Raw genomic sequence first — 23,415 nt, forward strand, 5'->3', positions numbered from 1 at the left:
GCGGGCCGGGGTTTCCCTCGCTCCGAGGCTTTTCGCGGGCGGCGCTGAACTCGCTACGCTGCGCTTCGCTCAGACATCCAGCGCCTCTGATCCCGCGAAAACCCTCTCCACTCGGCGCGACGACAACGGGGAGGCAGGTCAAAACAACGGCGGTCCCGACGGTCTAGCCAGTGGATAAAGGCTGGGTCTTCGCACATCTTGGGCACGCTCGGCCTTCGGCCATAGCGTGCCGCGCCCGCATGCGGGCGCCGGGGGGCTGTCGGACGGCTAGGCCGTTGTTGTGTCGTGGGGTCGGAGTGCCTTCTGTCTTGACCTTCCTCCCCCGTATGGAGCCCCTCGCGGAGGGCGTGATGGGCCGGCCCGTTTTCCATAAATTCGGGGCGCTGGATGTCTGAGCGAAGCCGAAGGCGCAGCGAGTTCAGCGCCGCCGGCCCGAGGGCCCTGGAGCAAGGTTCCCAGGCGGAATCCGGGTGCCCTTCTTTGGGTACTTTCTTCGGCAAGCAAGAAAGCCAGTTGTTGATCAAAAACGGGCGCGGCGCGCTGGCGAGTCAGCGCACGGCAGTACGTGGACCGAAGCCACCGTAAACACCAGAGGACGAACCAGGGCCAGCCACTACTAGGCAGGCGGCCAGACATAACCAACGTAAACACGAGAGCCGGCGGCGGGCGGCGCGCGCGCGGCGCCGTTATAATGCGCGGCTTTCCCCACATTCCGACCCGAGCGCGCCCGCGATCATGGACAAGAGCTTCGACCCCAAGAGCATCGAGCAGACCCAGTACGAACGCTGGGAGGCCGCGAACATCTTCGCGCCGCCGGAGTCGGGCGAGGCCGGCTACTGCATCCTGCTGCCGCCGCCGAACGTGACCGGCACGCTGCACATGGGGCACGCGTTCCAGCACACGCTGATGGACACCCTGATCCGCTACCGGCGCATGCACGGCGACCGCACCCTGTGGCAGGGCGGCACCGACCACGCCGGGATCGCCACCCAGATGGTGGTCGAGCGCCAGCTCGCCGCCGACGGCAAGAGCCGTCACGACCTCGGGCGCGAGCAGTTCCTCGAGGCCGTCTGGGACTGGAAGGGCCAGTCCGGCGGCACCATCACCCGCCAGATGCGCCGGCTGGGCGACTCGGTGGACTGGTCGCGCGAGCGCTTCACCATGGACGACGGGCTCTCCGCGGCGGTGCGCGAGGTCTTCGTGCGCCTGCATGAAGAGGGCCTGATCTACCGCGGCAAGCGCCTGGTCAACTGGGACCCGGTGCTACACACCGCGCTGTCCGACCTGGAGGTGCTGTCGGAGGAGGAAAGCGGCCACCTGTGGCACTTCCGCTACCCGCTGGCGGACGGCTCGGGGCACCTGACCGTCGCGACCACGCGCCCCGAGACCATGCTGGGCGATACCGCCGTCGCGGTACACCCGGATGACGAGCGCTACCGCGACCTGATCGGCCAGACGATCAAGCTGCCACTGGTCGGGCGCGAGATCCCGATCATCGCCGATGACTACGTCGAGGCCGAGTTCGGCTCCGGCTGCGTGAAGATCACCCCGGCGCACGACTTCAACGACTACGCGATGGGGCAGCGCCACGATCTGCCGGTGATCAACATCCTGACCATCGACGCCTGCCTGAACGAAAACGTGCCGGAGGCCTACCAGGGCCTCGACCGCTATGAGGCCCGCAAGCGGGTGGTCGCGGATCTCGAAGCCGAAGGCCTGCTGGAGAAGATCGACGACCACAAGCTGATGGTCCCGCGCGGCGACCGCTCCGGCACCGTGGTCGAGCCCTACCTGACCGACCAGTGGTATGTGAAGGCCGGCCCGCTGGCCGAACCGGCGATCAAGGCGGTGGAGGACGGTCGCATCCGCTTCGTGCCGGAGAACTGGTCGAAGACCTACTTCGAGTGGATGCGCAACATTGAGGACTGGTGCATCTCGCGCCAGATCTGGTGGGGCCACCGCATCCCGGCCTGGTACGACGGCGATGGCAACGTGTACGTCGGGCGTTCCGAGGACGAGGTGCGCGAGAAGCACGGCCTGGGCGCCGAAGTGGCGCTGGAACAGGACGAGGACGTGCTGGACACCTGGTTCAGCTCGGCGCTGTGGCCGTTCTCCACCCTCGGCTGGCCGCAGGAGACGCAGGAGCTGAAGGATTTCTACCCGACCAGCGTGCTGGTCACCGGCTTCGACATCATCTTCTTCTGGGTCGCCCGCATGATCATGATGGGCGAGCACTTCATGGGGGATGTACCCTTCCGCGAGGTCTACGTCACCGGCCTGATCCGCGACTCGGAAGGCCAGAAGATGTCCAAGTCCAAGGGCAATGTGATCGACCCGATTGACCTGATCGACGGCATCAGCGCCGACGACCTGGTGGCCAAGCGCACCCAGGGCCTGATGCAGCCGCAGATGGCGAAAAAGATCGAAAAGACCACGCGCAAGGCCTTCCCCGACGGCTTCCCCGCCTTTGGCACCGATGCCCTGCGCTTCACCCTCGCCGCACTCGCCACCACCGGGCGCGACATCAAGTTCGACCTCGGCCGCATCGAAGGCTACCGCAACTTCTGCAACAAGCTGTGGAACGCCTCGCGCTTCGTGCTGATGAACATCGAGGGCCACGACTGCTCGGCGGCTACCGACACGGTCGAACACCGCACCCTGGCCGATCGCTGGATCCTCGACCGCCTGGCCGCCACCGCCGCGACCGCCACGCAGCAGCTCGATGCCTACCGCTTCGACCTCGCCGCGCAGACGCTCTACGAATTCACCTGGCACGACTACTGCGACTGGTACCTGGAGCTGACCAAGCCGGTACTGAACGACGAGGCCACGCCCGATGCGGTCAAGCGCGCCACGCGCCATACGCTCGTCACCGTGCTCGAGGCCCTGCTGCGCCTGCTGCACCCGGTGATCCCGTTCATCACCGAGGCGATCTGGACCAATGCGAAGCCGCACGCCGGGATCGGCGACGACGTCGAGTTCCTGGTGCAGCGCCCCTGGCCCGCGCAGGACGGCTTCCCGCGCGATGCCTCCGCCACCGCCGAACTCGACTGGGTCAAGGACTTCATCACCGGGCTGCGCCGCATCCGCGCGGAGATGGACATCGCTCCGGGCAAGCCGCTGCCCGTGCTGGTGAAGAACTGGACCGACGCCGACCAGGAACGCTACACCCGCCACCGCGGCCTTCTGGAATTCCTGGCCAAGCCGGAAAGCGTCACCTGGCTGGATGCCGCCGACGAGGCCCCGGAATCGGCTATGGCCCTGGTCGACGACATGCAGCTGCTGATTCCGCTGGCCGGCCTGATCGACAAGGACGCCGAGCTGGCACGCCTGGACAAGGAAATCGGCAAGCTCGACAAGAACCTCGAGCAGAGCGAAAAGCGCCTTGCCAACGCGAGCTTCGTCGACCGCGCCCCGGCCGACGTGGTGCAAAAAGAACGCGACCGCGTCGCCGAGATGCACGCCACCCGCGACCAGCTCGCCGCCCAGCGCGAACGCATCCGCGCGATGTAAGGGCCTGTATTCACCACGAAGCACACGAAGGCACGAAGAAGGTCAGGGGCGAAGGGCGTTTAACAGGAAGTCGGGAAGACCGGAAGAACGAACAGGGACTAAAGGCGCTGTCCAGATGCCACCGCCTTGGGCGCAGCCCGCTGCACAGCTAGGCCAACCACCGTAAACCCTTCCCGTCTTCCCATCTTCCTGTAGATGTTTTTCCGGTTTTCTTCGTGCCTTCGTGCGCTTCGTGGTGAACAACTCAGCTAATGCGTTCGAGCATGCCGCGGTGGCGGATGAGGCGGGCAAAGCCGCGGCCCACGTGGTACCAGTGCAGCATCCAGGCCTCCCGTGCCAGCCGGGCCGCGGACACCCGCGAGCCCAGCTCGGCCGGACAGGGGCAGATGCGCAACCCCATGCCACGCGCCATCGCCGCCGACCGGGCAAGATGGAAGCGGCTGGTAATCAGCACCAGCGGCGCGTCGTCATGCGGCTCCCGCGCCAGCAGGTCACGCGCGTTGCGCAGGTTCTCCAGGGTGTGCCGGGAGGCATCCTCCGTCTGGATACGCTCGGCCGCAATGCCGTGGCGGCGCAGAAATGCGGCGCCAGCGGCGGCCTCGGTCGGGCCCTGCGGGGACGTCTGCCCGCCCAGCACGAGGATCCGGGCCTCGGGGTTACGCCGCGCCAGCCGCACCGCGCGCAACAGGCGCAGACGGTACCCCGGACCTGGCGCCCCGGCCTCCAGTTGCTGCCCCAGCACGAGGATGCACCGGCCCCTTCCGGGGCAGCGAAGCTGTCGTGACCAGCGCAGGGCATGGGTCCACAGCAGCAGCCAGGACAGCCCGCCGGTTGCCAGGATGATCAGGTTCGACAGCGCGAAGGTCGCCAGGCCATCCGCGCCGATGCGCCCCAGTCCGACCCGTGCCGCACCCACGCGAGTCCGCTCAGGCCTCGTCTTCGGGGGTCGTGCCGCCGGTGAAACGCAGCCGCGCGTTGCGCCGGCGCCGCGCCCAGAAGTGCAGGGCCCGTGGCAGATTCAGCGCCATCTGGGTGTAGTACACGGCCTTGAAGGCGCGCAGCGACCACTGCACGCGGGTGTTGCGGTAGACATCGCCGGCCAGCAGGGAGATCACCGCCTGTTCCATGCCCAGGGTGTTGCGCGGCCCCATGAACAGCTTGCGCATCACCGGGCTGTTGAAGCGGTAGATCAGCCAGGAGAAGCGGCGCACGCCCCGGCGAACGTCGCGCTCGAACGCCCGCAGGTAGCGTCCGGCGCGCGCCGGACGCGCGAGGCAGCGGTCCACCGCGTCCGCGGCGCGGAAGCCCCCCGACATCGCGATATAGACCCCGCTGGAGAACACCGGGTCGACAAAGGTAAAGGCATCGCCCACCAGCAGGTAGCCCGGCCCGTGGGCCTGACGCGAGCGGTAGGAGAAATTGCCGGTCGCATTCACCGGACCGGCCAGTTCCGCGCCCTGCATGCGCTCGAACGCCGGGGGACACAGCTTCAGCGTCTCCCACAGGAACGCCTCCGGCTTGGTCCTGCGCGTCTTCAGGTATTCCGGAAAGCACACCGCGCCCACGCTCATCGCACCGTCACGCAGCGGGATCATCCAGATCCAGCCATGCTGGAACCAGTAGATACTGATGTTGCCGGCATCCCGCCCGGGACGCCGCGGCACATTATTGAAGTGGCCGAAGATGGCTGCGCTGTTGTGCTCCGCGTTGCGCGTCTTCAGATCGAGGCGGCGCGCCAGGAAGGTATCGCGCCCGGAGGCATCGACCACGAAGTCGGCCTCGAACTCCAGCGTGTTCCCGGCCGCGTCGCGCGCGGTCACCTGCTGGGTCCCGCCGTTCGCCGGGTCGGCCAGGGCCACATCCGAGACCGTCACCTCCTCCAGCACCCGGACCCCCAGGCGCGCGCTGTTCTCCAACAGCAGGTGATCGAACTCCGAACGCCGCACCTCGTAAGCCGAAGCGGGGGTATCGTCGTTCAGGGCACGTTCGAAGTAGTAGGTGCGCGGCGCATCGGGCGCCTCGGGGATGGTGAACTCGGCCCCATGCTTGGGGATGCCGAGGGTCGCGACCGCGTCGGCAATCCCCAGCTCCTCGAACAGCGGCATGTTCATCGGCAGCAGGGATTCGCCGATGTGGAAACGCGGATGCCGGGCCTTCTCCAGCAGCACCACGTCACGACCCTTCTGCGCCAGCCGGGAGGCAACGGTGGAACCGGCCGGACCGCCGCCAATGACCAGTACCTGACAGCGACCGTCCGTTCCCGCGTTCTCTACCGCTTGTTTCAAATGCTGTCTCCACTGGCCATCCGGGCGCCCAAAACGGCGACCCGAACCGGTCGCGAGGGTACCACGACCCCCAAGGTGTGGGTATCATCGGCGCCCAGCAGGGTGACCGCCACGCGAAGTGGAAGTTCGCGGGCGGTCACAAAACCGCACATCACGACACCCCGGGGGAACACGTGGCATCGCAAACAGCGTTCGAACAGGAAGTCGCCCAACTGATCGTCGACAGTCTCAATCTGGAGGACGTGACGGCGGGGGAGATCGAGCCGGAAGACGCCCTGTTCCGCGACGGGCTGGGTCTGGACTCCATCGACGCCCTGGAACTGGCCCTGGCGATCTCGCGCGCCTACGGCGTCCAGATCCGTTCCGACGACGAGAACAACCGCCAGATCTTTGCATCCCTGCGCGCCCTGAGCGCCCACATCGAGGCGAACCGAGCCGCGTCGTGAACACCCCGCTCGCCGCCAGCGTGGCCCTGTGCTATCCGGTCGCGGTCGTGCTCGGCGTGGCCTTCGAGGTCCCCTTGCTGCCGCTGGCGATCCTGGCCGTCCTGATCCTGGTGGCGAGCTGGGGGGCCCTGGGGCCCGCCGGGCGGGCCGCGCTGGTCCTGGCGCAGGCCGCCGCCGTCGCCCTGTTACTGACCCTTGGCGCCGGAACCTGGCTGCTGTACACCATCCCGGTCCTGATCATGGGGCTGCTGGCGTGGCTGTTCGCGCGCTCGCTGCGCCCCGGCTCCACGCCGCTGATCACCCGCTACGCCCTGGCCATGGGCGCCTCCGACACCCCCGCGGTGCATCGCTACACGCGCAATCTGACCATTGCCTGGGCGCTGCTGTGCGGTGTCCTCGCCCTGGTCTCCGCCTGGCTGGCATTGTTCGCCTCCGCAACGACCTGGGCGCTGTTCGCCAACGGAATTAACTACCTGCTGCTGGCCAGCCTGTTCCTGCTGGAGTACCCGCTGCGCCTCTGGCTGCTGCGCGACGAGCCGCGCAGCGGTTTCCTGGCCTACCTGATCGAGCTCGCGCGGGTCGATCACCACCGGATGCTGAGGCACCCGTGACGGACCCGACAACGGACATGCGGCCGCTGATTGCCGAAGCCCCGGAACCGCTGGCCCGGATCGGGGATCGCCGGGTCTCGCGCGCGGCGTTCCTCGCCGACGTGCAGGCGCTGGCCGCGCAACTGCCGCCGGCCCGCGCGGCCTTCAATCTGTGCCAGGACCGCTACCACTTCGCGGTCGCCTTTGCCGCGATCCTGCTGCGGGGTCAGACCAACCTGCTGCCGCCCAACCGCGGCCGCACGACCCTGGCCGAGATCGCCGGCCAGTATCCGGATGCCATCGCCCTGGTGGACGGCCCGGACGCCGAGATCGCCATCCCGGTCCTGCGCGTCGCCGCCCGCGGCGAGGCGGGCGAGGCCATGGGCCCCGTGCCCGCGATCCCTGGCGAGCAGACCGCCGTCCTGGCGTTCTCCTCCGGCAGTACTGGCACGCCCACGGCGCACGCCCGCAGCTGGACGGCCCTGCATGCGGTCACCGCCCAGGCCCTGGAGGCCCTCGACCTGGCGGGCCACCCCGGCCCCACCCTGGTCGGCACGGTACCGCCACAGCATATGTACGGCCTGGAATCGACCGTGCTGTATGCCCTGCTGGGGCACACCACGCTGCTGGCCGGACGCCCGTTCTACCCCGAGGACGTGCGCACGGCGCTGGCCGACAGCGCCCCGGCGGTGCTGGTGACCACGCCCTTCCACCTGAAGGCCTGCCTGCGCGCCGGCCTCGAGTGGCCGTCACCGACCCGCATCCTCTGCGCCACTGCGCCGCTGTCCCCGGATACCGCCGCCCGGGCCGAGCGGGTCTTCGGCTGCCCCCTCGACGAGATCTACGGCTGCACCGAGGCGGGGGCCATCGCCACGCGCCGCACGACCCGCGAGTCCGCCTGGACCACCTATCCCGGGGTAGAGATCCACCCCGGAGACACCGGGCGCGCGTGGGTCCGGGGCCCGCAACACCCCGAGCCGGTGCCGCTTCCGGACCATATCGAGGTGCAGGACACGCGCCTTTTCCGCATGGAGGGCCGTCTCGCCGATCAACTGAATATTGCCGGCAAGCGCGCCTCGCTGGCCGATTTGAACCGGCGCCTGAATGCCATCCCCGGGGTGCTCGACGGCGTCTTCATCCCTCCGGATCCCGAATCGGACACGCACGGCGTCACCCGCCTGGCGGCCCTGGTGGTCGCCCCGAAACGCAGCGAGGCCGAGATCCAGGCGGCACTGGCCGACTGCATGGACCCGCTGTTCCTGCCGCGCCCACTGGTGCGGGTTGACCACCTGCCGCGCTCGGCCACCGGCAAGCTGCCGCGTCAGGTCCTGCTGGACCTGCTCGCCCACCACGGCCAGTGCGCCTGACGGCGCGCCGCCCCATGCAACCGCCGGCCGTCCAGTCCACCATCCGCCGCATCGGGGCCGAGCACCCGTCCCTGCCCGGGCATTTTCCCGGCCACCCGGTGGTCCCCGGCGTGGTAATCCTCGATCAGGTGGCAGCGGTCGCGCGGGCCCACGGTCTCGGACCGGTCGCGGCCCTCCCGCAGGTCAAGTTCCTCGCGCCGCTGACACCGGAGGCCGCGTTTCGCATCGAGATCGACCCGCCCGGTCGTGGCGGGCGGCAGGGGTTTCGCGTCGTGGCCGCCGAGGGCGATCCGCCGGTCACCTTCTGTTCCGGCCAGCTGGTCACGCTCCACGACACCCCGGATCCATGAGCCGCGCCTGGTTCCAGCAGGCGGAACGGGGCTCGCCGCTGGCCCTGCGCATCATCCTGTGGGTGGCCCTCAATCTCGGGCGCCGGGCCAGCCGCGCGCTGCTGTACCCGATCACCGCGTATTTCCTGCTGTTCGCGCCGCAGTCGCGGCGGCACAGTCGCAATTACCTGCGCCGGGCGCTGCAGCGCGAGCCGCGGCTGGCGGACCTGGCGCGCCACCTGCACAGCTTCGCCGCGGTGATCCTCGACCGGGTCTTCCTGCTCGCCGGGCAGGATGCCTGCCTCGATATCCGGGTCCACAACCGCGAGACCTTCCTCGAACACGTGGACAGCGGCCGCGGCGCGATCCTGCTGGGCGCGCACCTCGGCAGCTTCGAGGCCCTGCGCGCCCTGGCGGTGGGCAAGTACGACTTCCCGGTGCGGGTCCTTATGTACAGCGACCACAATCAGAGCATCACCCAGGTCCTGGAGGCGCTGAATCCCGAGGTGGCCGCGTCGGTGATCCCGCTGGGGCGCACCGAGACCCTGATCCAGGCCCGCGAATGCCTGGATCGCGGGGAACTGATCGCCACCCTGGGCGACCGCGTCGCCGAGAGCGACAAGATGGTCGCCTGCGACTTCCTCGGCGACACCGCGCTGTTCCCGCAGGGACCGCTTCTGCTGGCCGCGGTACTCAAGGTCCCGGTGATCCTGTGCTTCGGGCTCTATCGCGGCGGCAACCGCTACGATATCGTCTTCGAACCCTTCGCCGAGACCCTCGACGCCCCGCGCGGGCAGCGTGACGAGATCCTGGCCCAGTGGGTACAGCGCTATGCCGACCGCCTCGCGGCGCGGGTACGCGAGGCCCCCTACAACTGGTTCAATTTCTATGACTTCTGGGACGATGCATCCAAATAGGCGAGGCCACGGCCTTGGCCCGCGTATCCGCCAGTCCGGCATCACGCTGATCCTGGCCTTGGGTCTTCTCGCCCCTGTATCGGCCTTGGCCAACGACACCCTCGGCGCATTGCTGGAAGCCCTGACCACCGAGCGGGAAGCGACCCTCGCGTTCGAGGAGCGCCGCGACGATCCGATGCTGGAATTCCCGGAGACACGTTCGGGCTCGCTTGCCTTCGAGCCCCCCGATACCCTTACCCGCCAGGTCGACGGCCCGCGGGGCGAGACCGTGCACATCGAGGGCGACACCCTCACCCTGGAACGGCGTGGCTCCAGCCGCGAGATCGACCTGAACGAACAGCCCGCCCTGGCCACCCTGACCGGCCTGTTCCGCGCCCTGCTGAACGGCGACCGCGAGCAACTGGGGGCCAATTTCGAGATCGAGCTGACGGGCGACATGGAGGCCTGGACCCTGGAGCTCGTCCCACGGGACCGCGCCCTGCGCCGCATGGTCCCCGAACTGACCCTGACCGGCGCCGGCGACGAACTACGCGAACTGATCACGGTCGAGGCCGGCGGACACCAAAGCCACATGCGCTTCGAGCCGCCACAGTACGCGGACTAGGGAAACACTGATTGATGTGCCCGTCCCGCATCGCCCTGGGCCTGTGGCTGGCCGCGCTCACGCTGGCCACGCTCACGCTGGCCCTGCGCGGCGAACTGGTTACCGACCTGCAGGGCTTTGCCCCGGACCCGGTCAGCGCCGACGGCATCGTGCTGGATCCCGGGGCCGGCCCGGCCGGACGTATGTTGCTGCTGGCGATCGCCGGGGGCGAGGCGCGCGATCGGGCCGCGGCCAGCGATTCCCTGGTCGCCGCTCTGGAGGATGTCCCGGACGTGGCGGGCGTCCACAACGGCCGCCTGGACCCCGACGACCCGGCCCTGGAATTCCTGATCGAACATCGCTACCTGCTGAGCCCGCGAATCCATGCCGATGCCTTCAGCCAGGATGCCCTGCGCGAACACCTGCAGGCGCGCCGCGATGACCTCTCCAGCGCCGTCCCGGAGCTGCCCCGGGAACTGATCCCGCGCGACCCCACCGCCGAGACCCGGGTCGTTCTGGAGCAGCTCGCCACCACCGGCGGCCGGGCAACGACCGGGCCGGACGGGGTCTGGGTGACCCCCGATCGTGAACGGGCGCTGCTGGTGCTGCGCAGCACCGCCGACGGCATGGACCTGGACGCCCAGGCGGCCCTGATCGAACGCACGCGCACCGCCTTCGCCGACCTCGACCCGCCGGAACTGCGCCTGCAGATCGCCGGCCCGGCGGTCATCGCGGTGGAATCGCGGGCCACCATCCGTGGCGAGGTCACCTGGATCACCACCGGCGCCAGTATCGCCCTGGCCCTCCTGCTGCTGGCGGTGTTCCGCCACCCGCATCCGGTCTGGCTGGCGGCCGTACCGCTGGCGAGCGGCATCCTGATCGCGGCGGCCGTGGTCACTACGGTCTTCGGGCACCTGCACGGGATCGCGCTGGCCTTCGGCATCACCGTGCTGGGGATCGCCCTGGACTACCCCTTGCACCTGTTCGCCCATGCGCAGCGGCGCGACAGCCCGCACCTCGGGGACGCACGCCTGGCGCAGGCCGCGCGCGAACTGGGGCCCGTGATCGCCCTGGGCGCTGGCAGCACCGTGCTGGTGTTTGCCCTGATGGCCCTCACCGGCTTCTCCGGCATGGCGCAGCTGGGACTCTTCGTGCTGACCGGAGTGGCCGTGGCCGCCGTGACCACCCGCTGGGTCCTGCCGGTCCTGGTTCCCGCCCGGTTGCAGCGCGAGGGCCTGCCGGCTCCGAGGCTGCCGGTCCCGGTCGCGCTCGCGCACCCCCCGGCGCTGGCCCGCTGGGGCGGCGCCCTGCTGGCCCTGGCCGCGGTCGCCGTGGTGGCGAGCGCCGATCCCTTTCCGTGGGAAGACCGCCTGTCCGCGCTGCACCCAGTGCCGGAGGAGCAGGTCACGCTGGACCAGGAGCTGCGGGGCGCACTGGGGTTACCGGACGTCCGCCACGCCCTGCTGATCACTGCCGACTCCGCGGAACGAGCCCTGCGCGCCAGCGAGGCCCTGGTCCCGGAGCTGGAAGCCCTGCGCGCATCCGGGCTCGTGGACGGCTTCGGCCACCCCGCCGAGGTACTGCCAAGCCGGCAGCGCCAGCAACAACGCCAGGCCGCGCTGCCGCACCCCGATGACCTGCGCGAACGCCTGGCAGCGGCGAGCGCGGATCTCGGGTTCCGCGAGGGGGCCTTCGCACCCTTTGTGGAGGACATCTCGGCGGCTCGCGAGCAGGCACTTCTGGCCCCGGAGACCCTGCCGGACGGCCCCCTGCGCAACGCGCTCGACCCCCTGCTTCAGCCACACGAGGAGGGCCAGGGCTGGACCGCCTGGGTCCGCCTGCAAGGGGTCCGGGATGACGAGGCCCTGGCGCGCTGGGCCGCAGACATCCCGCGGGCCGACCTGTCGGAACGGGAGGGGACCGGCGCAGGCGTGCACCACATCGATTTCTTCCGGGCCTCCGAGGAACTGGTCATCGGCTTCCGCGACGAGGCCCTGCAGCGCCTGGCGCTGGGTCTTGTGGCCGTCGCGCTCCTGCTGCTGGTCGCCACTCGGGCCCCGGGGCGCAGCCTGCGCATCCTGACGGCCGTCGGCACCGGCTTGCTGCTGACCCTGGCCGCGCTGATCCTGCTGGGCGTCCGGCTGTCGCTGTTCCACCTGATCGCGCTGCTGCTGATCGCCGGGCTGTGTCTGGACTACGCGGTGTTCTTCAGCCGCCCCCTGCGGGATGCCGCGGCGCGCCTGCGCAACCTGCGCTCGGTCGGCGTCTGCGCGCTGTCGACCCTGGTGGTGTTCGGGCTGCTGGCCCTTTCCAGCCTTCCGGTCCTGCAGGCCTTGGGCCTCACCGTGGTGCTGGGCGTGGTATTTTCCTTCCTCGCGGCGGCCCTGCTGGCGCCCGAGGTCAACCCAGGAAAACACTGATCCAGGCGATGCCGCCTGACACCCATCCACCCGGAATCGCCTCCGGCCACTATCCACAGAACACGCCCCATGGACCCACTGGTCATCACCGCCCACACCCTGACAAGCGCTGCCGGAACCGGGATCGCCGCCAACGCCGAGTCCCTGCGCAACGGGGTCAGCGGGCTGCGCCCCTGCGATCTGGAAAGCGTGAGTCTGGACACCCACATCGGCCGCGTGCCCGGCGTGGAGGCCATCACCCTGGAAGGCGAGCTCGCCCCGTTTCAGTGCCGCAACAACCAGCTCGCCGAACTGGGCCTGCGCCAGGATGGCTTCGCCGACGCGGTGGCGGCCGCCGTTGCGCGCTACGGCGCCGACCGGGTGGCCGTGCTGCTGGGCACCAGCACCTCGGGCATCGCCGCCACCGAGGCCGCCTACCACCGGCGCGACCCGCAGACCAGGGCCCTGCCCCCGGATTACGACTACCAGCACACCCAGAACATGTTCTCGCTGGCCGATTTCGTCGCCACCCGCTTCGGCCTGTCGGGGCCGGCCCTGGTGGTCTCCACCGCCTGCTCGTCCAGCGCCAAGGTCTTCGCCGATGCCCGTCGCTACATGGCCGCGGGGCTTTGCGACGCGGCCGTGGTCGGCGGTGTCGACAGCCTGTGCGGCATGACGCTGTATGGCTTCAATGCCCTGCAACTGGTGGCCGCGCAGCCCTGCACCCCGCTGGACCGCGACCGCGCCGGGATCTCGATTGGCGAGGCCGCCGGCTTCTTCCTGCTGGAACGCCCCTCGCCGGATACCACGGGACCACGGCTGACCGGTCACGGCGAATCCAGCGACGCCCACCACATGTCCGCCCCGCACCCCGAGGGCCTGGGGGCCGCGACCGCCTTGCAACAGGCGCTGGAGCGCGGCGGACGGCGGGGCGACGAGATCGACTACGTGCTGATGCATGCCACCGCAACCCCGGCCAACGATGGCGCCGAGGCCCGCGCCCTGGTGCGCAGCCTGGGGCCGCGCCCGCGCGCCGTGGGCACCAAGGGTCTGACCGGACACACCCTGGGCGCCGCCGGGGCGGTGGGCGTGGCCCAGGCCCTGGCCAGTCTGGACGGCGGCTTTGTGCCACCCACGGCCGGCCTGAAGATGCTGGATCCGCAACTGGACCTCGAGGCCCGCGGCGAGGCGGAACCGCGCCCGGTACAACGGGTACTGGTGAATGCCTTCGGCTTTGGCGGCAACAACTGCAGCCTGCTGCTGGAGGCCGCGCCATGAAGGCCATTGGACTCCATGCCGTGGGGCTGCTGGGCCCGGGACTGGACGACTTCGACAGTGCCCGCCCCGTGCTGGCCGGCGAGACCCCACTGGCGAGCCGCGAGGTCCACGTCCCTCCGCCCGGGCTGCTTCCGGCCAACGAGCGCCGACGCACCACCGCCACCATCCGCCTCGCCCTGAAGGTCGCGGAAGAGGCCACCGAAGGGGCCGATCGCAGCCGGCTGCGCAGCGTGTTCGCGTCATCCTCCGGCGACATGGACATCATAGACCGCATCTGCGATGCCCTGACCCAGCCGGAGCCGGTAGTGTCGCCGGTGCAGTTTCACAACTCGGTGCACAATGCCCCGGCCGGCAACTGGTCGATCGCGACCCGCAACCCGGCGCCGGCCACGGCGCTGTCCGGCTACAACGCCAGCCTGGCCGCGGGGCTGCTGGAGGCCGCGACACTGCAGCTGGACGAGGGCGGCGACGTGCTGCTGGCCTGCTACGACGTGCCGTCCATGGACAGCTTCATCCACGTGCGGCCCATCCATCACCCCTTTGCCGTGGCCCTGCGCCTGGGCCCGGTGGACGGCGCACCCTGGCAGCTGCAGCTCGACCTCGGAGGGCCGGCCGCGGCCGACCCCTGCCACAGTGATGACCTGGAGGCGCTGCGCGGGAGCAATCCGGCCGCGCGCGCCCTGCCCCTGCTGGAACGGCTGGTCCGGGGCACGCCCGGAAATGTTACGCTTGAGGCGCCGCTGGGCCGGTCCCTGAACATCCGGGTCGGGCCCTGAACCATCCGCCCGGATCAGGAAGATCCCGCGCATGTCATCCCGACCCGAGACCCTGGATCACGAGGCCATCTGCCGGCTGCTGCCGCATGCCGGCGCGATGTGTCTGCTGGATACGGTGGAGGCCTGGTCCGACACCACCATCCATTGCCGTGCCGAAAGCCACCGCGACCCGGCCAACCCGCTGCGCGGCGAGGCCGGGCTGCATGCCCTGGCGGCGCTGGAATACGGCGCCCAGGGCATGGCCGTGCACGGCGCCCTGCTGGCCGATGCCGGGCCGGCGCGCGCCGGCTATCTGGCGGCGGTGCGGGATCTGCAGCTGCAGACCCGTCGCCTCGACAGCCTGGGAGCGGCACTGGAGATCCACGCGGACTGCATCCTGTCGGACCGCAACAGCTCCATCTACGACCTGCGCGTAAGCGCGGGCGCACAGCCGGTGCTGAGCGCCCGCGCGACCGTCATCCTGCAACCCGCCGACGACGAGGACAGCCCGTGACTGCACGCGCCCTGATTACCGGCGGCAGTGGCGCCATCGGCGCCGCCATCGGCCACGCCCTGGCCATGGCCGGCCACGAGGTCATCCTGCATGCCCATCGCAACGCCGCCGCGGCCGAGGCGACCGCCGATGCCATCCGGGCCGATGGCGGCCAGGCCCGGGTGCTGGTATTCGACATCACCGACGAGGGGGCCTGCCGCGAGACGCTGGACCCCCTCGCGGCCGAGCAGCCGGTACAGATCCTCGTCCACAACGCCGGCATCCACGACGACGCGCCACTGGCCGGGATGCGCCGCGAACAATGGGACCGCCCGATCGATGTCGGCCTCAACGGCTTCTACAACGTGACCCAGCCGCTGCTGCTGCCGATGATCACCACCCGCTGGGGCCGGGTGATCGCGATCTCCTCGGTAGCCGGGCAGATCGGCAATCGCGGCCAGACCAATTACGCGGCGGCCAAGGCCGGCCTGCACGGCGCCATTCGCTCGCTGGCCCAGGAGGTCGCCTCGCGCGGCATTACCGCCAACGCGGTCGCCCCCGGCATCATCGAGAGCCCCATGAGCGAGGGCAGCTTTGATGCCGAACATATCCGCAATCTGGTGCCGATGCGCCGCGCCGGCCGGCCCGAGGAGGTCGCGGGCGTGGTCGGCTTCCTGGCCAGCGACGCGGCCAGTTACGTCTCCGGCCAGGTGATCGGTGTCAACGGCGCCCTCGCCTGATGCGCCCATGAGCACGGTCGTCGCGCTGATCCCCGCCCACAACGAGGCGGCCACCATCGAAGCGGTGGTGGCCGGCGCCCGCGCGCAGGTGGACCGGGTGATCGTGGTGGACGACGGCTCCGAGGACGCCACCGCCCGCCTGATCGAGGATCAGGCCGAAGTCCTGCGCATGGACGAGAACAGTGGCAAGGCCAGCGCCCTGTGGGCCGGGATGCAGCATGCCCTGGCCACCGGCGCCGAGGCGGTGGTGACCCTGGATGCCGACGGCCAGCACGACACTACCGAGATCCCCGCGCTGGTCGCCGCGTGGCACGAGACGCCGAACCGGCTGGTCCTGGGCGCACGCCTCAAGGGCCGCGAGCACACCCCGCCGCTGCGCCTGTTCGGCAACCGCATGGCCGACTTCTGGATTGCCTGGGCCTCCGGGCAGCCGCTGCGGGACTCCCAATCCGGCTTCCGCCTCTACCCGGCCGCCCTGCTGCGGCGCCTGGACCTGGCCCACCACCGGGCCCGCGGCTTCGTGTTCGAGAGCGAGGCCCTGATCGTCGCCGAACGGCTGGGATTCCCGGCACGGGTGGTCCCGGTACGCTGCATCTACCCGGAAAACCACCGCCCCAGCCACTACCGGCCGACCGCGGATACCCTGCGGATCATCGCCATGGTTGCCGGCCACCTGCTGCGCCGTGGAATGCGCCCGCTGGGGCTGCTGCGTTCGCTGGGCGTGATCCGCCGTTAGGGAGACGCACGCCCCGGTGCCCTTGGAAACGACGCTTCCGCAGGTCTACACTCCCCGCGCATCCATTAAGGGAAACACTATGAATACCAAGACGTTGCTGGTGATCATCTTCGCCGCCCTGATCGCGCTGGCGGGCTGCCGCGGCACGGTTCCCGTGCAGGACATCAGCGATACCACGGTCACGAATGTCGACGGCGACCGTCCGAGCGCCGAGCAGATGGAACGCGCGATCCGCACCGCCGGGGCTTCGCTGGGCTGGCGCATGGAAGAGGCCGAGCCCGGGCTGCTGGAAGGCCGGCTCAGCCTGCGCGACCACGTCGCCGTGGTGGAGATCCCGTTCGCTGCGGGCGAATACAGCATCCGCTACAAGGACAGCGCCAACCTGAACTACGAAGACGGCAACATCCACCCGAACTACAACAACTGGATCCAGAACCTGGACAACCAGATCCGCGCCCAGATCTCCGCCCTCTGATCCCGCCCCGCGTCGGGCACACCCCGGCGCGGAGGGCTCCAAGGGCAAGGGCCTTTGTTCACCACGAAGCCCACGAAGGCACGAAGAACACCCGCTCTGAAGAACCGCTACAGGAAGGGGAGAAGGTCGGAAGGACTGCGAGGGCACGCAACCCATGTGTACGTTGCCTTGCGAGCCACCTTCCCGTCTTCGCGTCTTCCTGTGAGCGCTACTCGGCTTTTCTTCGTGCCTTCGTGGGCTTCGTGGTGATAACAGGTTTTTTCAGTAGCGGCGGTCAGTCGGGGCGCGGGCGGTCGTCCGGCTTGCGGGGCTCTTCCCCCGAACCCTTGGCGGCGGGCTCGTCGTCCTGGGCGTCCGATTCGTTGGCGCCGCCGGCGGCCTCGCCCGGGCCGGTCCCGTAGTCGCGGCGCGTCATGTGCGACAGCAGCTGTCCGGCGCGGTCCTCGAGGCGATCCCGGGTCGGCTTGTCCGCCAGCTCCTCGGCGCTCTGGGCCAGGTGGTGATAGAGGTCGCGGTAGGACCCGGCCATGGTCGCGAACAACGTGGCCGTGCGGTCGAAGTGGTCGTTGACCTGGCTGCGGTAGCGCGTCAGTTCCTGCATGCGCCGATCCAGTTCCTCTTCCAGCTCGCGGATCAGCTTGCGTTCGTCACTGGTCACGCGGCCCACCCAGAAACCCACCAGGGCGGCGATCACGATGGCCAGGATCCCGAGGGCCACCCACAGCCCCACTGCTGTCTGCTCTTCCACCACGACATCCTCTGCAAATGGAGGGGCCATTGTGCCGCAGGCCCCGGTCGAACGCACTTCCGGGCATGCTAACCTCGCCACACAGCCAGGAACCCGGAAGACCCGCATGATCGATCCACAACACGCGCAACAGATCCGCCAGGCCCAGGCCGGCCTGATCAACCTGGTGGTCCAGGCCACCCAGAACCCGGAAACCCGCCGCGAGCTGGAGCCGGTCCTGAACCAGGCCCACGAGGCCGGCTGGGGCGAACTGATCCAGCGCATCCGCCGGGTACTCGACGGCGAGCGCGACGCGGCCCTGCTGCAGGGTCTGGACGACGAGGACACGGTGATCCTGACGGCCATCCTGAACGGGCTGCAGGACCCCTCCACCCTGCCCGACCCGGAGCAAAGCGGCGACCCGGCCCAGGCGGCCCCGGGACTGGCGCAGATGATCCACGGGGCCGCCCGCGGCGATGCCCAGTCGCTGCACTGGCTGTCCCAGATGGCCGAACAGATGAGCCGCGCCGGGGGCGACATGGCCCGCCTCGGCGGCATTACCAAGCGCCTGGTGGACGGCGAGCGCGACCCCGACGTGCTGTGTCGCGGCATGGGCTCGCAAGGCGAATCGCTGGTGCTGTCCATCCTGTCGGAACTGGGCAAGCTCGAACGCCACTGACCCGACATGCGCCGTCGCAGCGACAACGCGGCCCCGCTACGGCGCCGCTTCCGTCTTCCGCCCTGGCTCCTTGCGGTACTCAGTCTGTGGCTGCTGCAGGGCTGCGCGGCCGTGACGCTGCAACCACCGGACGACCCGGAAGGCCCGGTTACCGTGGCCCTGCTGGACCATGGACGACACTCCAGCCTGATCCTGCCAGCCGGGAAACCGGGGGCCTGGCTGCGCTACTCCTACGGCGACTGGGTCTTCTATGTCGAACGCCGGACCGGGCCGCTCCAGGGGATCTCCGGGTTGCTCGTACCGACCCGCGCCGCGCTCGGACGCCAGGTACTGACCGGCCACGAGCTCGGGCCATCCACGCTGGGGCAACTTCGGGTACCACTGGCGGACTTTTACCTGCTGACGGTTCCGGGGGCACGGGTCGAGGTCCTGCGCGACGAGCTGGAAGGCATCTGGCAAGCGGGATACGAGGAACGCAAGACCTCGCCGGAATGGGACATGGCCTTCGTCGAGCATCCGGAGGCCTACACCCTGCGCAACAACTCCAACCGCATGGTCGCGCGCTGGCTGACGGCGCTGGACGTCGAAGTCTCCCGCGCGCCGATCCTGTCCAACTGGAAGACCGAGTCCCCCTGAGTCCGCGAGGCACTTTTCACCACGAAGCACACGAAGGCACGAAGAAAATTCAGAAAGCGCCAACAGGAAGACGCGAAGATCGGAAGACTCCTGAAAGGCTGCGCAAGCCACAAGGATTGCGCACCCTCTCGCCCCCTGCTGACCTTCGCATCTTCCTGTAAATGCTCTTGCGGGTTTCTTCGTGCCTTCGTGTGCTTCGTGGTGAACAAACGGGGTGCACCCGTCAGAGGTCGTGGACCCACTCGAGGACGGCGTCCTGCAGATTGTGCCCCATGCCGCGGTGGGCGCGTGGATCGTTGACCAGCACGACCACCGCCAGGTCATCGCCACCCCGCGTCCGTACATAGCCGGCCACCGCGGACACCTCGTTGAGATGCCCGGTCTTCAGATGCATCCGCCCGCGCAGATCGCGCTGGCTGCCGTTACGGAAGCGGTTGCGCAGGGTCCCGTCCAGCCCGGCCAGGGCCAGCGAGGACTGGAACTCGGGCCGGTGCGGGTGCTGCCAGCCCGCCTCCAGGATGCGGCCCAGCTGGCGTGAGGTCATCCGCGAGTCGCGGCTCAGGCCCGAACCGTTGTCGACCACCATGCCCGCAACATCGACGTCCAGCCCGCGCAGGGACTCCAGCAGGGCCTGCTGCCCCTTTTCCAGCGTCGCCGGCGGGGTGAAGTGACGCGCCCCCAGGGTCAGCAGCAGATGCCGGGTCATCACGTTGGAGCTCCACTTGTTGGAGACCCGGATCAGATCCGACAACGGGCGCGAGGTGTGGCGCAGGATCGGTTCGTCGTACAGCACCGGCAGCACGCCGGGGCGGATGTCCCCGGTCAGCTCGCCGCCCCACTGCGACCAGTGCAGGCGGAACATCTCGGCATGGTTGGCCTCCGGCGCGAGCACCGAGCGCAGCAGTTCATAGTCGCCACAATTCACCGGGTATTCGCCGGCCAGGGTCACGCGCTGCGCCTCGGGATCGGCATCGAAACGGATCCCGCGCTGCCAGGCGCCGCAGCTGCCCCGCGTCGGCTGCAGGCGATTGACGACATCCAGCCCCGGCAGGGGCGGGTCCACCGTCACGTCGATCCCGTTCCCGTGCCGCTCCGGTCGCACGCGAAAGCGCTGCGCGTTGGCGTTCACATGCAGGGCATAGGGCAGCTGGTTGTAGGCCCGCAGCGGCTGGTCATTGAAGGCGGCAGGGTCCCCGGATGGCAGTTCGAAATGCGAGGCGTCGAGGATCACGTTGCCCTCGATACGACGCAAGCCGGTCTGGCGCAGCTGCCCCAGCATGCGCCAGTGTTCCTCGCTGACCATGCCGGGATCGCCCGTGCCGCGGATCACCAGGTCCCCCGCCAACACCCCGTCGCGCACCGGGCGCGTCGCCCAGACCTCGGTGGTCCAGGTGTAGTCCGGGCCCAGCTCGTTCAGGGCCGCCAGCGAGGTGGCCAGTTTCATGGTCGACGCCGGGTTGTACGGCTGATCGGCGTTCAGGCGCGCGAGCACCGCCCCGTCCGACATCCGCTGGACCCAGAGACCGACATTTTCCGGCGGCAGGCGCTGACTTTCGATCGCCCGCTGCAGCGGCTGCGGGAGGTGTTCGAACTGTGCCTGCGCCGTCAGCGGCGCAAGCCAGAGTGACAGCATCAGACAGAGGGCAATAGCCCACCCGGAACGAACCGGAAGGGGGCCTGGGCGGCGCGCAAAAAGGCGAGGGGGCATAGGGGTCCGACCATCCTGCAAACGTGCGGGGCAACAGTCCCTATAGTGTGCCGGCACCCCGGCCGGGACAAGCCCTTCGCGTCACGCTCTCGACCAGGGAAAATCGAGTACCTGATCGAGGCTGGAAACCCCCAGCAACCGCATCAGCAGCCGGTCCACGCCCAGGGCCACCCCGGCGCAGTCGGGCAGTCCGGCGTCCAGCGCCGCCTCCAGGTAGTCATCGGGGGGCGGCAGGGGCTGTCCGCGCGCACGCCGGATGGCGATGTCGCGTTCGCGGCGGCGGCGAAACAGCTCGGGATCGATCAGTTCGTGATAGCCGTTGGCCAGCTCCAGGTCGCCCCAGTACAACTCGAAGCGCGCGGCGTACCCCGGGGATTCCGGACAGGGACGCGCCAGCACGGCCTGGCTCTCCGGATAGTCGACCACGACGGTCAGGCGGTCCGGCGGGAAGCCCGGGGCAATCACCAGGCTGATCAGCGCATCCAGCCAGCCATCCCGGTCAAGCTCGCCCGCCACCGCGAGCCCGCGGGCCGCCGCGGCCCGTTCCAGCTCCTTGGCCTCCGCGGCGGCCGGGTCCAGCCCGAGGGTCGACCGGAACAGCTCGGCATAGGGGATCACCACGCAGCCGCGGGGCGCGTGCCACTCGCGGGATTGCGCGGCCTGATCCGCGATCAGGGCCACCACCTCGCGCGCCAGGTCCCGATGGTCCAGCCCGTGGCGATACCACTCCAGCAGGGTAAATTCCGGGTTGTGGCGCGGCCCGGACTCGCCGCCCCGGAAGACCCGGGCGATCTGGTAGATATCCGGGGCCCCATCCGCGAGCAGGCGCTTCATCGGGTACTCCGGAGAGGTCTGCAGGTAGCCCTGCTCGCCGCCGGGCGCGCGTGCCTCCCAGCTTTCCAGCATCGGATCCTGCGGGGCACCCCGGCCCAGGATCGGGGTCTCGACCTCGAGCACCCCGCGATCCGCGAAGAAGGCCCGCAGACCCGCCAGCAGACGGGCCCGCGCCGCGCGGGCCGGCGCCGCGCCCGGCCGCCAGTCACTCACCTCCGAACCCGGGGGCAGATGCGATCAGACGCGGGAGACGTATTCGCCGTTGCGGGTGTCGACCTTCACGGTCTCGCCTTCCTCGACGAACAGCGGGACCTTGACCACCGCACCGGTCTCCAGGGTCGCCGGCTTGGTACCGCCCTGAGCGGTATCGCCGCGCACGCCCGGATCGCACTGGGTAATCTTCAGCTCGGTGAAGGCCGGCGACACCACCGACAGCGGCTCGCCGTTCCACAGGGTCACGGTGCAGATATCCTGCTCCTTCAGCCACTGCCCGGAATCGCCCAGCGCGGCCTCGCTCACGGCATACTGCTCGAAGGTGTCCGGCACCATGAAGTGCCAGAACTCGCCATCGTTGTAGAGATACTGCATCTCGGTGTCCATCACGTCGGCCGCCTCCACCGACTCGCCGGACTTGAAGGTCTTCTCCAGCACCCGGCCCGTACGCAGATTGCGCAGCTTGACCCGGTTGAAGGCCTGGCCCTTGCCCGGCTTGACGAACTCGTTTTCCACGATGGCCTGCGGATCGCCGTCCAGCAGCAGCTTGAGACCGGCCTTGAATTCGTTGGTACTGTAGGTTGCCATTGCGTGCTGTTCCTCGATGATGCGTGGCGCGGGCATACCGCCCCGTCCGGAAACGATTCATGCCCACAAAGCCCGTCATGATAACGCGCGAGCCGCGCGGAACCCAGCCACCCGCGCCGCGTGCCACGCCGGCCTGGCAGCAGGCGCTGGCGCGTGCGGTCGCCGATCCCGAGGCCCTCGCCGCACGCCTCGGGTTGCCGCTCGACGACCTGCCGGGCATGCAGACCGGGCACCGACTGTTTCGCACCCGCATCCCGGAGAGCTACCTGGCGCGCGTGCGCCCGGGGGACCCGCGCGACCCGCTGCTGCTGCAGGCCCTCCCGGATGCCCGCGAGGCCCTGGAGGCCCCGGGCTTCGTCAGCGACCCGGTCGGCGATCACGACGCCCTGGCCGCACCCGGCGTGGTGCACAAGTACCACGGCCGCGTGCTGCTGCTGACCACCGGGGCCTGCGCCATCCACTGCCGGTACTGCTTTCGCCGCGAATTCGACTATTCCGAGCACAATCCGGCCCGGGATGACTGGGCGCCCGCGCTGGAGTACATCGCGGCGCATCCGGACATCCGCGAGGTCATCCTCAGCGGCGGCGATCCGCTGAGCCTCTCCGATACCCGCCTGGCCCGACTGGCCCAGCGGCTGGACGCCATCCCGCACCTGGAACGCCTGCGCATCCACTCGCGCCTGCCGGTCGTCCTGCCGGAGCGGGTCGACGACCGCCTGCTGGATTGGCTCGGTCAGGGGCGGCTGCAGCACATCCTGGTGCTGCACGCGAACCACCCGCGCGAATTCGCCGCCCCGGCCGACGCGGCACTCGTCCGCCTGCGCGCCGCCGGCGTTATGCTGCTCAACCAGGCGGTCCTGCTGGCCGGGATCAACGACGATGCCGAGACCCTGAGCGAACTGCAGGAGGCCGGCTTCCGCCTGGGCGTCCTGCCCTACTACCTGCACCAGCTCGACCGCACCCGCGGCACGGCCCATTTCGAGGTTTCGGATCGCCGCGCACAAGAACTCCACCGGGCCCTCCATGCGCGGCTGCCAGGCTACCTGGTTCCACGCCTGGCGCGCGAGATCCCGGGTGCATCCGGGAAGACCCTGCAAGCCCCGTAGGCCGGGCGTGAGCAAAGG

Annotated in this window: 23 protein-coding genes; 17 read left to right on the forward strand and 6 right to left on the reverse strand. The window is 69.6% G+C overall.

The genetic code is table 11. The features are described 5' to 3' along the window. Positions 1-735 precede the first annotated feature (735 nt). A complete protein-coding gene (locus C996_RS0101675) occupies positions 736-3,513 on the forward strand; it encodes a valine--tRNA ligase (protein WP_018865741.1) in 2,778 nt (925 codons plus the stop codon). 244 nt (positions 3,514-3,757) lie between these two features. Here the strand turns inward: C996_RS0101675 and C996_RS0101680 are convergent, their stop codons facing one another. Then, positions 3,758-4,429 (reverse strand): YdcF family protein, encoded by a 672-nt coding sequence (locus C996_RS0101680; protein ID WP_018865742.1) that lies wholly within the window; start codon positions 4,427-4,429, stop codon positions 3,758-3,760. Positions 4,430-4,439: 10 nt separating this feature from the next. Next, positions 4,440-5,798, reverse strand: a complete 1,359-nt coding sequence (locus C996_RS0101685; protein WP_018865743.1) for an NAD(P)/FAD-dependent oxidoreductase — start codon at positions 5,796-5,798, stop codon at positions 4,440-4,442. Positions 5,799-5,971: 173 nt separating this feature from the next. On the opposite strand from C996_RS0101685, the gene C996_RS0101690 reads away from it, so the two are divergent. The 13 genes from C996_RS0101690 to C996_RS0101750 all read left to right on the forward strand — a co-directional run bounded on the left by C996_RS0101690 (position 5,972) and on the right by C996_RS0101750 (position 16,906). After that, the gene (locus C996_RS0101690) at positions 5,972-6,244 is read left to right on the forward strand and encodes a phosphopantetheine-binding protein (RefSeq protein ID WP_026279160.1); all 273 of its coding nucleotides are present in this window, start codon (positions 5,972-5,974) and stop codon (positions 6,242-6,244) included. Continuing rightward, positions 6,241-6,855, forward strand: coding sequence for a hypothetical protein (locus C996_RS0101695; protein ID WP_018865745.1), 615 nt, complete (start codon positions 6,241-6,243; stop codon positions 6,853-6,855). The genes C996_RS0101690 and C996_RS0101695 overlap by 4 nt, the downstream gene beginning before the upstream one ends. 17 nt (positions 6,856-6,872) lie before the next feature. Beyond that, entirely contained in the window at positions 6,873-8,201 is a 1,329-nt protein-coding gene (locus C996_RS0101700) for an AMP-binding protein (RefSeq protein WP_018865746.1), read from the forward strand. Between the two features lie 14 nt (positions 8,202-8,215). Then, a complete protein-coding gene (locus C996_RS0101705; RefSeq protein WP_026279161.1) occupies positions 8,216-8,551 on the forward strand; it encodes a hypothetical protein in 336 nt (111 codons plus the stop codon). Then, on the forward strand, positions 8,548-9,447 hold the full coding sequence (locus C996_RS0101710) for a lipid A biosynthesis acyltransferase (RefSeq protein WP_018865748.1): 900 nt from the start codon (positions 8,548-8,550) through the stop codon (positions 9,445-9,447). The genes C996_RS0101705 and C996_RS0101710 overlap by 4 nt, the downstream gene beginning before the upstream one ends. Positions 9,448-9,505: 58 nt before the next feature. Further along, the gene (locus C996_RS0101715; RefSeq protein WP_038035555.1) at positions 9,506-10,051 is read left to right on the forward strand and encodes a LolA-related protein; all 546 of its coding nucleotides are present in this window, start codon (positions 9,506-9,508) and stop codon (positions 10,049-10,051) included. A gap of 14 nt (positions 10,052-10,065) precedes the next feature. After that, positions 10,066-12,450, forward strand: a complete 2,385-nt coding sequence (locus tag C996_RS0101720) for an MMPL family transporter (RefSeq protein ID WP_018865750.1) — start codon at positions 10,066-10,068, stop codon at positions 12,448-12,450. A 69-nt stretch (positions 12,451-12,519) separates the two neighbouring features. After that, positions 12,520-13,707, forward strand: coding sequence for a beta-ketoacyl-ACP synthase (locus C996_RS0101725; protein ID WP_018865751.1), 1,188 nt, complete (start codon positions 12,520-12,522; stop codon positions 13,705-13,707). Beyond that, positions 13,704-14,483, forward strand: a complete 780-nt coding sequence (locus C996_RS0101730; RefSeq protein ID WP_018865752.1) for a beta-ketoacyl synthase chain length factor — start codon at positions 13,704-13,706, stop codon at positions 14,481-14,483. Before C996_RS0101725 ends, C996_RS0101730 begins: the two co-directional genes overlap by 4 nt. Positions 14,484-14,514: 31 nt before the next feature. Further along, on the forward strand, positions 14,515-14,976 hold the full coding sequence (locus C996_RS0101735; protein WP_018865753.1) for a hypothetical protein: 462 nt from the start codon (positions 14,515-14,517) through the stop codon (positions 14,974-14,976). After that, complete coding sequence (gene fabG / locus C996_RS0101740; protein ID WP_018865754.1) at positions 14,973-15,695, forward strand: 3-oxoacyl-ACP reductase FabG; 723 nt, start codon at positions 14,973-14,975, stop codon at positions 15,693-15,695. Before C996_RS0101735 ends, fabG begins: the two co-directional genes overlap by 4 nt. A 7-nt stretch (positions 15,696-15,702) precedes the next feature. Then, the gene (locus C996_RS0101745; protein WP_018865755.1) at positions 15,703-16,431 is read left to right on the forward strand and encodes a glycosyltransferase family 2 protein; all 729 of its coding nucleotides are present in this window, start codon (positions 15,703-15,705) and stop codon (positions 16,429-16,431) included. A 79-nt stretch (positions 16,432-16,510) separates the two neighbouring features. After that, positions 16,511-16,906 (forward strand): hypothetical protein, encoded by a 396-nt coding sequence (locus C996_RS0101750; protein WP_018865756.1) that lies wholly within the window; start codon positions 16,511-16,513, stop codon positions 16,904-16,906. Between the two features lie 274 nt (positions 16,907-17,180). Here C996_RS0101750 and C996_RS0101755 read toward each other — a convergent pair whose 3' ends face one another. Beyond that, entirely contained in the window at positions 17,181-17,654 is a 474-nt protein-coding gene (locus C996_RS0101755; RefSeq protein WP_026279162.1) for a YhcB family protein, read from the reverse strand. Positions 17,655-17,760: 106 nt separating this feature from the next. On the opposite strand from C996_RS0101755, the gene C996_RS0101760 reads away from it, so the two are divergent. Both C996_RS0101760 and C996_RS0101765 read left to right on the forward strand, forming a co-directional pair. Next, complete coding sequence (locus tag C996_RS0101760; protein ID WP_018865758.1) at positions 17,761-18,312, forward strand: hypothetical protein; 552 nt, start codon at positions 17,761-17,763, stop codon at positions 18,310-18,312. Positions 18,313-18,318: 6 nt separating this feature from the next. Then, a complete protein-coding gene (locus C996_RS0101765) occupies positions 18,319-18,948 on the forward strand; it encodes a hypothetical protein (RefSeq protein ID WP_018865759.1) in 630 nt (209 codons plus the stop codon). Positions 18,949-19,171: 223 nt separating this feature from the next. Here C996_RS0101765 and dacB read toward each other — a convergent pair whose 3' ends face one another. The 3 genes from dacB to efp all read right to left on the reverse strand — a co-directional run bounded on the left by dacB (position 19,172) and on the right by efp (position 22,291). Next, positions 19,172-20,581 carry a D-alanyl-D-alanine carboxypeptidase/D-alanyl-D-alanine-endopeptidase gene (gene dacB / locus C996_RS0101770; protein WP_018865760.1) on the reverse strand — a complete coding sequence of 470 codons (1,410 nt, stop codon included), beginning with the start codon at positions 20,579-20,581 and terminating at the stop codon, positions 19,172-19,174. Positions 20,582-20,737: 156 nt separating this feature from the next. Beyond that, positions 20,738-21,703 carry an EF-P lysine aminoacylase EpmA gene (gene epmA, locus C996_RS0101775; RefSeq protein ID WP_018865761.1) on the reverse strand — a complete coding sequence of 322 codons (966 nt, stop codon included), beginning with the start codon at positions 21,701-21,703 and terminating at the stop codon, positions 20,738-20,740. A 24-nt stretch (positions 21,704-21,727) separates the two neighbouring features. Continuing rightward, positions 21,728-22,291: an elongation factor P gene (gene efp / locus C996_RS0101780; protein WP_026279163.1), complete on the reverse strand. Its 564-nt coding sequence runs from the start codon at positions 22,289-22,291 to the stop codon at positions 21,728-21,730. A 77-nt stretch (positions 22,292-22,368) separates the two neighbouring features. On the opposite strand from efp, the gene epmB reads away from it, so the two are divergent. Then, the gene (epmB, locus tag C996_RS0101785) at positions 22,369-23,397 is read left to right on the forward strand and encodes an EF-P beta-lysylation protein EpmB (protein WP_018865763.1); all 1,029 of its coding nucleotides are present in this window, start codon (positions 22,369-22,371) and stop codon (positions 23,395-23,397) included. The last annotated feature ends 18 nt before the right edge of the window (positions 23,398-23,415 follow it).

It is taken from the genome of Thioalkalivibrio sp. ALE25, from assembly GCF_000377285.1.
Classification (GTDB): Bacteria; Pseudomonadota; Gammaproteobacteria; order Ectothiorhodospirales; family Ectothiorhodospiraceae; genus Thioalkalivibrio.